Here is a 15242-nt window from a genome sequence, read left to right as displayed (position 1 = left end):
CCGTGTGCAGCCCTCGGGACCGCGCCGTCCCGCCTCCCGTGTTTCAGATCATGGAGTTACAGGACACGAATGTACCGCCTATTACGAGACCTGGACAGTCTTGCGGGGCAACGGCCGAGAGCCGCCGGGGCACCGGCCCGCGCCGACTCGCTGATCGTTCCGGAAGGAGGTGCGGAGTCCTCCCGAGCGGACGAACGCCGCAGGCGGGCAGGAGCGGGCCGAGGCGGAGGCCGCCGCGTCACCCGGGGTTCGCGGTGGCTCCCGACCTCCTCGTGCTCGATCGAGCCGGGGGTTCCCCGGCGGTCCCGGGAGCGTGAAGTGCGGCGAGGCAGGCGGCGATCCCCGGTTCGTGCGCCGTGCCGGGCCGGACGGCGGTCTCGATCGTGCGGGTGAGGGCGCTGTCGGTCACCGGCCGTGCGGTCAGTGCCGGCGGGAGGTGGGCTGCGGCCATGCGCGGGACGAGGACGGTGTGACCGCCGCTCGCGGCGAGGGCGATCATGGCGGAGAAGTCGGCGCAGGTGTGCCGCACTTGGGGAGTGAAGCCTGCCGAACGGCAGGCTTGGAGGACGGCGTCCCCGCATGCTGTGCGCGGCGGGGCGGAGATCCACGAGGTGTCTGCGAGCTCCCGCAGGTCGATCGTGTTCCTCTCGGGGCGAGCCGCTGGGTGGTCGTGGCGCAGGACCGCGACCAGGGGATCGGTCCGCAGGACGCGGGTCTCGACACCGGAGTGCGGGGGAGTGGCGAGGTTGGTGTAGCGGTAGAGCAGGGCCACGTCGACGCGTCGCCGGAGCAGGAGCCGTACGGCGGCTTCGGGTTCGGCCTCGACGATGTGCAGGCTCAGGTTCTGGTGGGTGCCTTCCAGGGCTTCCCCGAGGGGAGCGGCCACGGGGGCGAGGGCGCTGGGGAAGCAGGCGAGACGGAGGGGGCCGGTCGGTTCCCCCGCCGCTGCGTGCAGCCGGTCTCGGGCCTGTTCGAGAGCGGTGAGCACGTGCTCGGTGTCGTTCGCCAGTTGCTGCCCGGCGGCGGTGAGGTGGACGGAGCGGCCGGTGCGTTCCAGGAGACGCGTCCCGGTCTCGTCCTCCAGCAGCCGAAGCTGCTGCGAGACGGCGGAGGGCGTGACGCCGTGGAGCTCGGCCACCGCGGTCACCGTGCCGTGGGCGGCCAGGTCGCGCAGGAGGAGGAGTCGTCGAACATCGAGCATCAGATCATCTTAAAGAGGTGCTGTAGAGAATGTAGCTGGACACGGGAACACGTGTACGGCGAACCTGGCTGTCCCAGCCCAGGCCCCGAGCAGTGCCAGGAGAGTCCCGTGCGCGCCACCGTGATCTACGGCCCCAACGACATCCGGATCGAGCAGGTGCCCGACCCGGTCGTCCGGCACCCCACCGACGCGGTGGTCCGCGTGGTGAACGCCTGCATCTGCGGCAGCGACCTGTGGGCGTACCGCGGTGTGGCCTCCCGCACGGCCGGCCAGCGGATCGGCCACGAGTTCCTCGGCATCGTCGAGGCCGTCGGCTCCGAGGTGCGGGATTTCCGCCCCGGCGACTTCGTGGTCGCCCCGTTCGTGTGGTCGGACGGCGTGTGCGACTTCTGCCGCGAGGGCCTGCACACTTCCTGCCCGCAAGGCGGCTTCTGGGGCGAGGTCGGCTCCGACGGCGGCCAGGGCGAGGCGGTGCGGGTGCCGTTCGCCGACGGCACCCTGGTGCGGCTGCCCGAGGAGACCGCCGGTGAGGAGAAGCTGCTGCCCGGCCTGCTCGCCCTCTCTGACGTGATGAGCACCGGTCACCACGCCGCCGTCGCCGCCGGGGTGCGACCGGGCGCCACCGTCGCGGTGGTCGGCGACGGCGCGGTCGGCCTGTGCGGCGTGCTCGCCGCCCGGCGGCTCGGTGCGGAGCGGATCATCGCGCTGGGCCGGCACGAGCAGCGCACCGCGATCGCCCGCGGCTTCGGTGCCACCGATGTGGTCGCCGAGCGCGGCGAAGCCGCTGTCGAGGCGGTCAAGGAGCTGACCGGCGGTCAGGGCGCGCATGCCGTGCTCGAGGCGGTCGGCACCGAGCAGTCGATGCGCACCGCGATCTCCATCGCCCGCGACGGCGGCGCGGTCGGCTACGTGGGCGTGCCGCACGGCGGCAGCGCCGGCGTCGACATCGGCCAGATGTTCGGTCGCAACGTCTCGCTGGCCGGCGGCGTCGCCCCGGCCCGCGCGTACATCCCCGAGCTGCTGCCGGACGTGCTGTCCGGCGCGATCGACCCCGGCCTGGTCTTCGACCGCACCGTCGACCTCGGCGGTGTTCCGGACGGCTACCGTGCCATGCACGACCGCGAGGCCCTGAAGGTCCGCATCGTCTTCTGACGTGCGGCCCGCCCGGCCGGACGCCGTGCGGCGCTCTGATCGGTTCCGGACCGGGCCGCGGCACCCGTCGGTGCGCCCGGCGGCCGGCCGCCGGGCGCACCGGGCTTTCGGCGGGTGCGCGCCCGGTCCCTTCGTCCGGGACGATGCGGCGGATTCCGCGACACCGTCGAACGGGCGGCCGGCGAGCTCGACGCACATCGGCTCCGTGACCGCCCGACGGGGTGGGCGCGGGCGCGGCTTCCTCGGCGCCGCCGCGGCGGCCCGGGTCGTCCGGCTCCGCGCATGATCACACGGACGACTCCTGGCGGTCGACGACCTTGTTCTCGTCCCGCTCGTAGTTCGCCAACGCCAGCCCGAGAGTGAAGAAGGTGGGCGCCCACTCTCCGACGAAGATGCCCCACCGGTCGGCGCGTTCCAGGTTTTCACGCCGACTGGAAGTGAGCCATGAGGCGAGAGACAACCCGATCGATCCCACAGCGGCCAGGTAGGCGTGCTCGCTGCGCAGTCCTGCGTCGTGGAGCTTCTTGACGATCATGTTGCGATCCCATCCGTCGGTGAGGAACACCCTGAGCGCCGGGGCGCGCCAGGGGGAAAGTACAGTACGTACCCTTTTTCCCTCTTTGTTCACTTCCGGATGCGCCGACACGGTGGTTCGACCCGAACGGCGTCGAGCGTCTCCCCAGGACCGGCGTCGAACGCGGCCCCAGGGGCTCACGTCCACCGGGAAGACCCTCGACCGGGGCCTGGTCGCGGCACGGGCATCCGTCGGGCGCGGGCGCCGCCCGACGGGAGCCCCGGCGTGTCCGCCGCCGATGCCGTGGGCCTCACTCCGGCCTCGGCGCGAGGCCCTTGAGGAGGATGTCGACCGCGTCGGCGATGCCGGGCAGCGCGGGAAGGGGATGCTGGTCGGGCGGCAGGGGCGGGTGCATGGCCATGCCGAACAGCAGGGCGAGCAGGACGACGGCGCAGTGGTCCGGATCGGCGTCGGCGCGCAGGCGGCCGAGGTCCTGTTCCGCGCGGAGGTACTCGGCGAGCCGTCCCGGAGGGCCCGGCAGCGCACCGGGGGGCGGTGCGACGCGGGCGAGTTCGGGGTCGGTGAGGATGGCCAGTTCCAGGGGGAGGATGTCGGCGCGCAGGGCGGCGAGACGGGTGAGGCAGTCGGTGAGGTTGGCGGCGACGGTTGCGGTGCCGGCGCGGGCGGGCAGCGTCTCGATCCAGTCGACGACGTGCTGGTTCTGCCGCAGGACCGCTTCGGCGAAGAGGGTGGCCTTGTCGGGGAAGTGCCGGTAGAGGGTGCCTTCGGCGACGCCGGCCGCCTGGGCGATGGCACGGGTGGTGGTCTTGGCGTATCCGAGTTCGCCGACGAGCCGGATGGTGGTGTCGACGAGTTTGGTCCGTGTGGCGGTGCCGCGCGAGGACATGGCACGTTCCCCTTCAAGGTGTCTGACGGGTCGGGTCAGTCGGTGATGTCGCGGCGCTTGAACACGACGAGCGCGACGCCCAAGCCTAGAAGGGTGTAGAGGGCGCCGAGCGTCAGGGCGGTGCCGTAGGGGATGGCGCTGGTGCCGCCCTGGGCCAGCGCACCGAGGGTCGCTCCGGGCGTCCAGTCCGCGATTGCGTCGAGGGCGGCGGTGATGACCGCTTCGACGACCAGGACGTAGCCGACGCCGACCGAGATCGAGATGGCCGCGGAACGGGTGACCAGCGCCAGTACGAGTCCGATGACACCCCAGACGAGCAGGGTGGCGAACAGGTTGAACCACGCACCGGCCAGGGTCGGCAGGGCGTCCCGGCCCCAGGCGGAGACGTCCAGGTCCGCGCTCCGTGCCGCCACGGGTGCGATGACCAGGTCGGCGATGAGCGCCACCGTCGTGACGGCGGCGGTCCACAGGACCAGCGCACCGACCTTGCCGAGCAGCAGCTTGACGCGGTCGGGCTGGGCGGAGGCGGTCAGCCGGATCAGGCCGCTGCTGTAGTCGCCGGCCGTCACGATCGCCCAGAACGACAGGGCGACCACTCCGTACATGCCGGCGGCCGAGGACAGGCCCGCGGTGATGCCGTCGGCTGCCTGCCACTGGTCGAGCGTCGGGAACGACACGCCGGGGCCGCCTTCGGGCTGCGCGTTGGACGAGCCGACGACCTGCGCCATCACCATGTTGATCATGACGGTGAACAGGATCGTCAGGCCGAACCAGCCGATGACGACGCCCTTGCGGCGGGTTCGCAGGAGTTCGCTGCGCAGGGTGTTGATCATGACGCCTTCCGTTCCGCGGCCGCGGCGCGGGCCGCCGTGAGGTCCTGGTCGCTGGTGCCGGTCATCTCCAGGAAGATCTCCTCCAGGCTGCCGCGCACCGGGGTCATGGACGTGAGGGTGATGCCGCCGCGGGCGGCGCACCGGTTCAGCTCGGCACCCTGGCGCTCCTCGGCGGTCACGCTGAGCCGGTCCTCGGACGCGTGCTCGACCTGCCAGCCGTCGGCCGCCAGCAGCGCGAGCAGCGACGAGGTGTCCCGCGCGTGTTCCGCCGCGATCTCGATGCGCTGCCCCGTGCGGGCGAGCAGGTCGGTGACGGGTCCGGAGTAGACCAGGTGGCCGAAGCGGATGACGACCAGGAAGTCGCAGACCGTCTCGATCTCGGCCAGGAGGTGCGAGGAGACGATGACGGTCCGGCCCGCCCGGGCCAGGTCCGCCAGCAGCCCGCGGATCTCGACGATGCCCGAAGGGTCGAGACCGTTGGTGGGCTCGTCCAGGATCAGCAGTTCGGGATCGGGCAGCAGTGCCGCGGCGATGCCCAGACGTTGTTTCATGCCCAGTGAGAAGCGCTTGACGGGTTCGGCGTCACGCCCGGTCAGGCCGACGGTCCGGAGCACCTCGTCCACCCGCGGGGCCGGCAGGCCGCGGAGCCTGGCCAGGGACATCAGGTTCGCCCTCGCCGACAGTCCGGGCACGAAGGCCGGGTTCTCCACCAGGGCTCCGACCCGGCCCAGATAGCGGCCCGGTGCGCCGATCGGCTCGTCCAGCACCTCGGCCGTTCCCGAGGTCGGCGCGATCAGGCCGAGCAGCATGCGGATGAGGGTCGACTTGCCCGACCCGTTCGGGCCCACCAGGCCGATCACCCCCGCCCGCGGCAACTCCAGCGTCAGCCCGTCCAGGGCGGTGACCTCACCGAAACGGCGGGTCAGTCCAGCCGTCTTGATCACACTCATCGTTCCTCCAAAGCGTGTGAGCGCTCACTCACATAGTGGGTCGAGGGAATTCCGCTGTCAAACAAGACGGCCGACCGCCGGCCGCCGGCCTCCGCGGGGCCGAAGGGCGAAGACGGGGCCGGCCGAGGGAAACGTGCGCCGCGAGATCCGGACCACGCCGCGAACGCGGCCGTACTCGACGCCCCTCAAGAAGGCCGGGACCAGCCCTCCGCGTCAGCGGCCGCGTACCGGACGGCCCCCCGAACCGCACCGCCCGCAGCCGCCGCGCTCCTCGGCCGCCCCCGCCACCGGCGACGCGGACGGAGTCCGCCACCGGTCAGGAACGCCCGTACGCGCCGGGGCGCCGGCGGCAGGCACGAGCGGGGAGCGGGCGGACACGAAGCCCGGCTCCGGTCCGCCGAAGGCGTGCGGGTGGTCAGCGCCCCGACGCCGTACGCGTGGATCATCGGCCGTACGCGGACCGGCGCCCCTCGACGGCCGCTCGACGGAGGGGATCGACGGGAGCCGGTTGCGGCGCAGGGCCACGGCGTCCGAACGCACCTGAGCAGACGTGCCGCAGTCGCACGTCGCGCGCGCCGGTCACGGACGCCCCACGGGCCCGGGGTCAGCGCGCCTCGGCCGTCCTGCCGGACGCGGACAGGTCCGGAGGGGCCGGCCGGGAAGAGGGGCCGAGGTCCTGCTCGGCCCAGATCGTCTTGCCCCGGGGGGCGCTCCGGACGCCCCAGCGGCGGGTGAGTTGCGCGGTGATGAAGAGGCCGCGCCCGTTCTCGTCCGTGGTCAGGGCCCGGCGAAGATGCGGGGCCGTGCTGCTGTCGTCGGTGACTTCGCAGATCAGGCTGTCGCCACGAATCAGGCGCAGCTGGATCGGGCCCGTGGCGTACCGGACGGCGTTCGTCACGAGTTCGCTGATGATGAGCGCGGTGCTGTCCGCGACGTCGGGGGCGATGTTCCACTCCTCCAGTTGGGTGACCGCGGCCCTACGCGCTTGGGAGACGATCGCGGGATCGTTGGGGAAGGTCCAGGCGTTCGTCCGGTCCGAGCCCAGCGCGCGGGTGCGGGCCAACAGGAGGAAGGCGTCGTGGTGAAGCGGTTCGGGGCCCAGGTCGTGGGCCAGTGAGTCGCACACCGCCTGGAGGGGCGCGTCGGCCGCGGTGAGGAGACGGGTCCCGGTGAGCAGGTCCGGGAGCCGTGTCGCGAGCAGTGAATCGGGCAGCAGGCCGGTGTTGTAGATCAACAGCGTGGTTCCTGGGGGCAGGGCCCGTTCGGTCGCCCGGTAGTGGCTGATGCCCTCTCCCAGCGGAGGTCCTGGAGCGATGTCGAGGGCTTCGACACCTCCCGCCGGGTGGACCAGCGCGGGTGCGGGGTGCCCCGCGCTCGCTGCCGTGCAAACGCGGGTGACCGGGTCGTAGACGAGATAGAGGCAACGGGCACGGACCGTGTCGTGCGCGGGGAGGCGGGGGGAGCCGGCGGGTACGGGCTGGGGGCGGCTCGCGAGGTCGTGCAGGCGGTCCAGGATGTCCTCGGGCGGCAGGTCGAGGGTGGACAAGGCTTCGATCGCGGCTCGCAATTCCCCCATGGCCCCTGGGGCGCTCTCCCCCGCTTCGGTGGAGGTGTCGCCCGCGACGAGCGCGATCCTGGCGCCCGACAGGGGGAACACGTCGAACCAGGCGCCGCCCGACCCGGCGGGCAGGTAGGTGTGGGCGAGGTCGGCCGCGGCGGCGCTGGGCGCCTCGGCGACGCCGAGGGTGCCGGTGAGGACGCGGGCGGCAGAGCGTTCGCGGCTGTACTGGCGGGCATTGTCCAGGCAGAGAGCCGCGTGCGTGGTGAGCTGTTCCGCCAAGGCCAGGTCCTTGTGGTCGAACAGCACCGGGTTGCGCCATCGGTAGAAGCAGGCGAGCCCCAGTACGAGGCCTCGGGCCCGGATCGGGACGAGCATCATCGAGTGCGCGCCGGCCGCCAGGATCCGGGCGTCACGCCGTCGGCGAGGGTCGAGCCAGGAGGTGTCCGGGCGCAGGTGCCGGAGCAGCTTGGGCGCGAGGGTGTCCAGGGCCGCTCGGTACGGCGTCGCGGACGGGTAGGTGTCGACCTTTCCCACGCTCGGCACGCCCTGCTGTTCGGGCCCCGCGGCGGATCGGAAGCCGGCCCGTCGCAGGGCCGCCCCCCGTTCTCGGGAGTCCGGCGTGGGAGCGTGACCGCGCAGGACCGAGTCGTAGACGTCGACCGTCACGGTGTCCGCCAGACGGGGGACGGCCAGGTCGCAGAACTCCGCGGCGGTGCGGAACACGTCCAGAGTGGTGCCGACCCGGGTCGCCGCTTCGTTCAGCAACCGCAGACCGGCCTCGGCTCGTACGCGGGCGCTGATGTCGGTCAGCGCGGCGGCGACTCCGACCACGGTCCCGTCGGGACCCTGGAGTCGCAGCACCGCGGCCGACACGACGGCCTCGACGGCGGGGTCGGACCGGCTGCGGAGCCGGACGTCCAGGTCGAACGCCGGCCGGCCGGTGTGAAGGACCTGATGCGCGGTTCGCTCGATGAGGGCGTGCTCCGCGACGTCGAAAGCCCGAAGGACCTCGGAAAGCGTCCGCCCCACCATGTCGTGCACGGGGAACTCGCGCATGAGCCGGGCGGCGGAATTCACCCGCACCAGACGCAGGTGCCGGTCGTACACGTGCAGACTCACCGGAGACCGGCTGAACAGGGCGTCCAGCAGCGCACTGTCCAGGTCCGCCCCCGCGGGGCCGGCTCCCGATCCGTACCCATCTGTCACGACGGAATGCCTCTTCGCTGTGTCGACGGCGTCTGACTGGTCCGGTTCTCCCATGCTCGGCCCTTGCTGTCTCGCCCTCGAAATTAAGACAGGCCGCGCTTCGCGTCGAACGCAAACCCCGGCCGGCTGCCGTTCGGGAATCCAGGGGCCCTCGTCGGGGGCGACCAGTCACCGCGAGGGCGGTCCTGTGCGCTTCCTCGCGGGCCCTGCCCATAGGAGCCGAAGATCCGCTCGCGACCCTCCGGACCGAGAGCGCGCACGTCGGCTTCCCCGGCCGGTGCCCTCAGGAGCGATGATCCGGCCGTGCTCATCGGCCTGCTTCGCCACGGTGACGAGGCCCGGGCTCTCCGGTCGGCGGATTGCCCCAGGGACACCGTCGAAGCTCATGATGTCCGCGTGCAGTGCCACATCCGCTTGCCCCACCGAGAGCTCCTCTTCGTCCGCGGTCGTCACCCAGGCGCCCGGCATCCCTCTCGGGCTCGGAGTCCGTGTCGTCCCCCGGAAGACTTCGATTCCCGCCTCCTCTGCTCCACGTGTTCGGCGGAGATCGGGGCAGTGCGGAAACCGTGGTGACTCGCCAGAACGCCGACCGGCCCTTCACGCGGCCCCGCGACACGCGGGCGGGAAGGCGCGTCGGGGCCGATACCGTTTCCGCGATGTCCGTCTGAACGGTGTGCGCATCCACCGCCGGTCCTCGTGCGGAAACCAGGATTGTCGCTCTTGACCACCGTGCCTCCGAGGCCCGTGCCGCCGAGACACGGTCACACGAACGGAGCTCCTCATGGACGTGAATCACATCGGAGAGCCGATGCTGGCCGCCGGCGTCTGGCAGTCAGGACTCGCGCAGGTGCTCGGCGGACTGGTCGTCGTCGTTGTTCTCATCGGAGCCTTCGCGCTCGGCATCCGCGTCAAGAACAAGGAGCTTCCTCCTCCCGCCCCCGAGTCCCAGCCGCATCGGCCCGAGACGGACAGATTGCCGGGCGAGGTCGCGGAGTACCGCAGGCCCGCGGAAATGCCGTACACGGACGGGGAGCACCGATTGATGCCCTACAACCTCAAAAGCTCGGGTGAGGCCGACCCCGAACCCCAGAGCGAGGAGCGACGCAAATGGCGCGGCATTTCCAGCGGTGGCTTCGGCAGCGGTGGAACGGGTCACGGCGACTGACGAAGGCCACGCGACACGGAGGCGGATCGATCATGGACGGAATCCACGGGACGCCGTCGGACGAACGGGAGGTCCCGGCTGAGGACACCACGGCGTCCTCGGCGCCGGCGTGGGGCGTCGCCCCCGACGGCGGCCGTCCGCAGGGTTCGGTGTGCACCCACGTCTCGACGCTCGCGCGCCCACCGGTCACCGCGTCGCACGCTGTCTGCTCGGCATGCGTGGCCCTCGGTCACGACTGGGTCCGCCTGCGTCGGTGCGCGACCTGCGGAACCGTCGGGTGCTGCGACAGCTCTCGAGGGCGACACGCGAACGCCCATTACGAGGCCACGGGTCATCCGGTCGTCCTTTCGCTGGCGCATGACGAGTCATGGGCCTGGTGCTACGTCGACGAAGTGTTTCTGACCGAGGCGTGACGCCCGTACGTGCTGCCGCCCCGTCCCGCAAGTCCCGTCGCCACGAGGCGAGGGGAGACCGGCCGTCGGCCACCGGGAGTTCGGAAGGGCGAGCCGGATCCCGGCGAGGCCGGTGGCGTCACCGCACACGGTGCCCCCACCGACCAGGCCCGCCGCCCCGGCCGAAGGAGACCGACCTGCCGCAGGCCGGGGACGGGAGGATCACCGCCCGCCGAAATCCCGTCGGGCGGTGTCACGACTTCCTGGGCGAACGTGGCACCCCATGTGGCCGGCCCGACGACACCGTCCACACCCAGCCCCCTGCTCGACTGGAAACTGCGGCAGGCCGCGTCGGAGCCCGGACCGTACTGGCCGTCCACGGTGAGGGAGTAGCCGTGCGCGCTGTTCATCCGGTACTGCCAGGTCGCCACACTCGCGTGCACGGTGGCCGGGGGCTGACGGAAACCGACCCCGGGGTGGGGCAGGGGGCCGCCGCCGGGGTTGACCTCGCCGCTGAGGACCCGGGCGTACAGGTTGCCCGGGCAGTCGGTCGAGTGGTGGTCGCGATTCCGTCTGCCCTACCGCGCCGTCGCCCCGTACAGCGCGGTCGCCGCGCTCCTGTGGGCCGCAGCCGAGACCGGTGCCGGCTACGCGGCGGCGAGCTTCCTCCAGCGCGTGGTCACCCTGGGCGTGCCCGTCGTGACCGCACTCGTCGTCGTGGTCGCGGCGGTGTCGCTGTGGGCGAAGAGGCGGCGAGGCCGACCGGACGCGAGAAGAGGCGATGAGGCCGACCGGACGCGAAAGGGGCCCCGTCGTGGCGCCCTCCGCCTCACCGCCCCGTCGATCGCCCCACGCGGCCTCCCGACGACCGTGCCGACCCCGGCGTCGAACGGCGGGCCCCTTGACGTGGCGTCCCGTCAGGTCGCCGACCGAGGCGAAGTAAAGATTTCAAGCACCAGGTGAAACCGTTCCGCCCACGACGGCGGAACACCTCTTCACACGGGCCTCTTCACACAGGGCTTCGAGACCTTCTCGACCGGATGATGGGGATGATCGCCATGACCGTTCGTACCGCAGGCGCAGCTTTCACCGCAGGCATCACCGTCGCACTGTCCGTCACCGCCGGCGTTCCCGCGTTCGCCCAGTCCCGGGCCGCCGGAGACCAGGCCACGGTGTCGGTGCTGCACGCGGTGCCGGGCCTGACCGTGGACGTGTTCGCGGGGGGCAAGGAACTGCTGCCGGACTTCGAGCCCGGTACGCTCACCGATCCGATGAAGTTGGACGCAGGTTCCTACGACATCAAGGTCTTCAAGGACGGCGAGGGCCCCGAGGGCACCCCGGCGATCGAGAAGACGGTCGAGGTGCCCGCCGGGGCGAACGCGACGCTGGTCGCCCACCTCACGCCCGACGGCAAGCCCACCCTCGACGCCTTCGTGAACGACACCTCGAAGGTGCCGGCGGGCAAGGCGCGCCTGACCGTCCGCCACGTCGCCGCCGCGCCCGCCGTCGACGTCCGGGCCGACGGCACCGCGGTCTTCAAGGGCCTGGAGAACCCCAAGGAGGCCAAGGGCGAGGTGGCGGCCGGCACCGTCAACGCCGATGTCGTCCTCGCCGGAACCGACACCGTGGCGATCGGCCCGGCAGCCCTCGACCTGGCCGAGGGCAGCAACACGATCGTCTACGCCTGGGGCAGCGCGACGGACAAGAACCTCGCCCTGAAGACCCAGACCGTCACCGGCATGCACTCCGCGCCCGACGGCGTGCCCGCCGGCGAGACCGGACAGGCCGCGGGCGGGAACAACGACGCCGCCCTGGGCGCCCTGGCCGCCGGCGCGGTCCTCGCCCTGGGCACCGGCGGCTACCTCCTGCGCCGGCGCACCGACGCCGTCTGACCCACGGCACGACCTCATTCCGTACCGATCTCCGGGCGCGCCCGGCCGGCCCGGCCGGACGCGCCCGGAGATCCCCTACGGCGAAAGGCCGACCACGATGAGCACACGCCGGACGATGAGCACACGCCGGACAGGGCACAGCAGGGTTCTCGGGGCCGTCGTGGCGCTCATCGGCGTCGTCCTCTCCACCATGCTCGTCGTCGCCGTCCGGCGTGACGAGCCCGCGCGGGCCGCCGACTTCGGTCCGCCGCCGACGACGACCACGGAACCGGCGACCCGGCCCCGGTCACCGGAGCCGGTGACGCCGCCCGAGGCCGCGCCCGCGAACACGACGGAGGCGTCGGACCGCCCCGGATCCCTCCGCGTCCCGGAGCCGCGGGAACTGTCGCTCCCCCGGCTCGGCCTGCGCGCCCCCGTCGATTCGGTGGGCGTGGCCGACGACGGCCGGACGGAGGTCCCGCCGGACCCCGTCCGGGTCGGCTGGTACCGCTTCTCACCCGCGCCGGGCTCCGCCGCCGGTTCCTCCGTGATCGTCGGTCATGTGGACGCCAAGGGGCGCGGCCTCGGTGTCCTGTACGCCCTGAACGAGGTGCGGCAGGGCGACCGTGTGCTGATCGGACGGAAGGACGGCAGCACGGTGGCCTACGAGGTCACCGCCCGTCGGACCGTGGACAAGGAGGCCCTCGCCGACTCGGAAGCGTTCCGCCGGGACGGCCGAGCGGTACTGACGCTGATCACCTGTACCGGTCCCTATCTGCCCGACGCGGGCGGGTACCAGAACAATCTGGTCGTCACGGCGGAGGCGACCAAGTGACAGCGGTGCGGGCGGCCCACGCGTGCCGGCCGCCGGTGCGGTCCTCGCTGCCGTCACGGCGGCCGCGTACGCCTCCGCACAGCCCCGATCCGTGACCGGGGCGCCGCTGGACCGCACGGTGCTGACACGGGAGAGGGAAGCCTGCCCGATCAGCAGCGGCTCGTACTGGAGACGGCCTTCCACGAGGACCTGACCCAGTCGCAGATCACCGAACGCGCCGGACTGCCGCTCGGAACGGTCAAAAGCCGTACGCGACGTGGCCTGATGCGGCCCGAGAAGAGGTCGGGGGCGGACGGTGAAGCACGCCGATGAGGAAGTCCCGGTGCCGACCGGACAGGACCGGACCGACCCCCACGCGCAACCGGCGTGTGGCGCGTCCCCGCGCCCTCCTCACCCCATGAGGATCGTCTCCAGCGCGGTGAACGGGTCCGTCAGCGTGGCGAGGCGGTACGCGGCGTCGTACGCGTCGTCCCCGATCTGCTTCCGGGCCGACAACTCGGCGTTCTGCCGCAGCGGCCGCAGTTCGGGGGTGCCGCGCTGCGGATGCCCGGCCATCTGCCAGAACACCTGGCCCGTCCCGCACGCCGAGGCCGCCTCCTCGCCCCTGGCCAGTGCCGACAGGGCGATCGCGAGGAGGTCGAGCCCGAGGCCGAGGCCGAAGACGTCACCGATCAGGAGCTTGTCCCGCAGCATGGCCCGGGCGTGGTCGGCGGCGTCGGCCGGGCGCCGCTCCCGCAGCGCCACCACCGCGAGCTGGTACTCGGCGTAGGACCGCGTCCAGTGCTCGCCCGCCGACATCGAGTCGAGCCGCAGTCTCCCGGCCTCGGCGCGGGCCTCCCCGAGACGACCGGACGCTGTCAGCGCGAAGACCCTCATCAGCCGGCACCGCGCCACCGCGGGCGCCGCCGCGCCCTGTTCCGCCAGAGCGCGGTCCGCGACGGCCAGCGCGTCCCGTGGGTCCCCGCGGAACAGCATCACCAGGCCCCGCAGGCAGGCGGCGTCGACGAGGAGCGTCGTGTCCCGCGCGCGCACCGCGCACGCGTCGGCGCGGCCGGCCAGTCGGGCCGCGATGTCGTACTCGCCCCGCAGGCAGCGGACCACCCCGAGCGCCCATACCAGCTTGCCCACGACGGCCTCGGGCCCGGAGACCAGCTGCACGCACTCCTCCAGGTAGTGGGCCGCCTCGTGCAGACTGCCGGAGCACGCCCAGAAGAAGCCGAGCGCCCCCGCCAGCTCCGCGGCGGCCGGGGGATCCGTGGCCAACAGGTGCTCCAGTGCCGCGCGCAGGTCGCCGTGGCAGCCGCTCAGCCGCCTGTAGGCGGTCACCTGGCCGGGGCCCCACCAGAAGTCCTCGGCCGCGAGAGCCAGTTCGTGGAAGCGCCGCGCGTGCCTGTCGGCCGTCCTGCGGGTCTCGCCGAGCTCCGCGAGCCACAGCGCCCCGTACTCGCGCACCGTGTCGAAGAGGCGCAGGCGGTCACCGGACAGGGTCACGACGTTCTTGCGGGCGAGTCCTTCCAGAGCCCGCGCCACGGCGGCCTCGGTGAGCGGTCCGCCGCTGCAGACCCGTACCGCGTCGTCCACGGTGGCACCCGAGCGGAACACCGAGAGGCGCGCCCACAGCAGCCGCTCCCGCGGTTCGCACAGTTCGTGGCTCCAGCCGATGGTGGTGCGCAGCGCACGGTGACGCGACGGCTGGACCCGGCTCCCGGGCTTCTCGGTGAGGGAGAGCCTGCCGCGCAGGAGCCGCGCCATGGTGGGCAGCGGCCTCTCCGGCAGTTGCGCGGCGGCGAGTTCGAGCGCCAGGGGTATGCCTTCCAGCCAACGGCACACCTCGGCGGCGGCGACGAAGTCCTCGGGTCGCGTCCAGCGGGCACCGACGGCGTCGGCACGGGCGGCGAACAGTTCCATCGAGTCGGAGTCGACCGGCAGGGGGCCGACGGGAAACAGGAACTCCGTTTCCGTGCCCAGCGGTTCCCGGCCGGTCGCCAGCACGACGAGCTGCGGGCAGCGGGCGAGGAGGACCGACACCAGTGCCGCGCACGCCGCCACGAGGTGCTCGCAGGAATCGAGGACCAGCAGGACGCGGCGTGCGCCGATCCAGTCGGCCAGCGTGTCGACCGGCTCGCCGAGGGAATGGTCCGAAAGCCCGCAGGCGTCGGCGACCAGGGAGGTGAGCAGGGAGGCGTTCGTCAGCGACCAGAGCGGAGCCCAGTGGATGCTCGTGAAGGCGCCGGGCCCGCGACGGGCGGCCACGTGGGAGGCGAGCCGGGACTTCCCGATCCCGCCCATGCCCACCAGCGTGACGAGCCGTCGCTCCTCCAACAGGGAGGCCAGTTGCTCGACTTCCCGGACCCGTCCGACGAACGGCCCGCTCTCCGAAGGCATCCAAGTCTTCATTCCCCCTGTTTCCCGGCAGCGCGGAGGTCCGGATGCACGCGTTCGGCGAAGTCCGGAAATCCATCTGCCCCTTGCCACGGGATCTCCGGCCGGCCGCCTCGGCGCCGTGCCGGTCCACGGGGCGTCCTCGGCGAATTCGTGGCCGGGCTGGCCGCCCTGCTCGCCGGGCTGGCCGCCCTGCTCGCCGGGCCGGCCGCCCTGCTCGCCGGACCGGCCGGCGGTGACGCCGAACGCGGCCGGGACCGGTCTCGCGCAGGA

The 15242-nt window shown here is 72.6% G+C and carries 14 protein-coding genes; 6 read left to right on the top strand and 8 right to left on the bottom strand.

The window, feature by feature from the left end:
• Positions 1-238: 238 nt before the first annotated feature.
• Complete coding sequence (locus IE180_RS21495; RefSeq protein WP_190158551.1) at positions 239-1201, bottom strand: LysR family transcriptional regulator; 963 nt, start codon at positions 1199-1201, stop codon at positions 239-241.
• 108 nt (positions 1202-1309) lie between these two features.
• Between IE180_RS21495 and IE180_RS21490 the strand changes: the two genes are divergently transcribed.
• Positions 1310-2353, top strand: a complete 1044-nt coding sequence (locus IE180_RS21490) for a zinc-dependent alcohol dehydrogenase family protein (RefSeq protein WP_190158550.1) — start codon at positions 1310-1312, stop codon at positions 2351-2353.
• Between the two features lie 286 nt (positions 2354-2639).
• On the opposite strand, the gene IE180_RS21485 is transcribed toward IE180_RS21490, so the two are convergent.
• From IE180_RS21485 to IE180_RS21465, 5 genes are all read right to left on the bottom strand, one after another.
• Positions 2640-2888 (bottom strand): hypothetical protein, encoded by a 249-nt coding sequence (locus IE180_RS21485; RefSeq protein WP_190158549.1) that lies wholly within the window; start codon positions 2886-2888, stop codon positions 2640-2642.
• 289 nt (positions 2889-3177) lie between these two features.
• A complete protein-coding gene (locus tag IE180_RS21480; RefSeq protein ID WP_190158548.1) occupies positions 3178-3774 on the bottom strand; it encodes a TetR/AcrR family transcriptional regulator in 597 nt (198 codons plus the stop codon).
• A gap of 35 nt (positions 3775-3809) precedes the next feature.
• Positions 3810-4607, bottom strand: a complete 798-nt coding sequence (locus IE180_RS21475) for a DUF2705 family protein (RefSeq protein WP_190158547.1) — start codon at positions 4605-4607, stop codon at positions 3810-3812.
• On the bottom strand, positions 4604-5557 hold the full coding sequence (locus IE180_RS21470) for an ABC transporter ATP-binding protein (RefSeq protein WP_190158546.1): 954 nt from the start codon (positions 5555-5557) through the stop codon (positions 4604-4606). The genes IE180_RS21475 and IE180_RS21470 overlap by 4 nt, the downstream gene beginning before the upstream one ends.
• Positions 5558-6161: 604 nt before the next feature.
• Complete coding sequence (locus IE180_RS21465) at positions 6162-8324, bottom strand: SpoIIE family protein phosphatase (protein ID WP_190158545.1); 2163 nt, start codon at positions 8322-8324, stop codon at positions 6162-6164.
• A gap of 781 nt (positions 8325-9105) precedes the next feature.
• Here IE180_RS21465 and IE180_RS21460 point away from each other — a divergent pair.
• The gene (locus IE180_RS21460) at positions 9106-9489 is read left to right on the top strand and encodes a DUF6479 family protein (RefSeq protein WP_190158544.1); all 384 of its coding nucleotides are present in this window, start codon (positions 9106-9108) and stop codon (positions 9487-9489) included.
• The gene (locus IE180_RS21455) at positions 9432-9902 is read left to right on the top strand and encodes a UBP-type zinc finger domain-containing protein (RefSeq protein ID WP_308434430.1); all 471 of its coding nucleotides are present in this window, start codon (positions 9432-9434) and stop codon (positions 9900-9902) included. The genes IE180_RS21460 and IE180_RS21455 overlap by 58 nt, the downstream gene beginning before the upstream one ends.
• Here IE180_RS21455 and IE180_RS36620 read toward each other — a convergent pair.
• The gene (locus tag IE180_RS36620) at positions 9869-10312 is read right to left on the bottom strand and encodes a peptidoglycan-binding domain-containing protein (protein WP_268255481.1); all 444 of its coding nucleotides are present in this window, start codon (positions 10310-10312) and stop codon (positions 9869-9871) included. The two genes, IE180_RS21455 and IE180_RS36620, sit on opposite strands and share 34 nt — an antisense overlap.
• A 627-nt stretch (positions 10313-10939) precedes the next feature.
• Between IE180_RS36620 and IE180_RS21445 the strand changes: the two genes are divergently transcribed.
• From IE180_RS21445 to IE180_RS21435, 3 genes are all read left to right on the top strand, one after another.
• Positions 10940-11773 (top strand): DUF4397 domain-containing protein, encoded by an 834-nt coding sequence (locus IE180_RS21445; protein ID WP_190158542.1) that lies wholly within the window; start codon positions 10940-10942, stop codon positions 11771-11773.
• Between the two features lie 115 nt (positions 11774-11888).
• On the top strand, positions 11889-12587 hold the full coding sequence (locus IE180_RS21440) for a class F sortase (protein WP_190158541.1): 699 nt from the start codon (positions 11889-11891) through the stop codon (positions 12585-12587).
• An 87-nt stretch (positions 12588-12674) separates the two neighbouring features.
• Entirely contained in the window at positions 12675-12899 is a 225-nt protein-coding gene (locus IE180_RS21435; RefSeq protein ID WP_373302812.1) for a sigma factor-like helix-turn-helix DNA-binding protein, read from the top strand.
• Between the two features lie 78 nt (positions 12900-12977).
• Here the strand turns inward: IE180_RS21435 and IE180_RS21430 are convergent, their stop codons facing one another.
• Positions 12978-14984, bottom strand: a complete 2007-nt coding sequence (locus tag IE180_RS21430) for an ATP-binding protein (protein WP_373302804.1) — start codon at positions 14982-14984, stop codon at positions 12978-12980.
• Positions 14985-15242 lie beyond the last annotated feature (258 nt).

This window comes from Streptomyces litmocidini, assembly GCF_014649755.1.
GTDB classification, from domain to species: domain Bacteria; phylum Actinomycetota; class Actinomycetes; order Streptomycetales; family Streptomycetaceae; genus Streptomyces; species Streptomyces litmocidini.
This window is presented reverse-complemented; position numbering and strand designations above follow the sequence as displayed.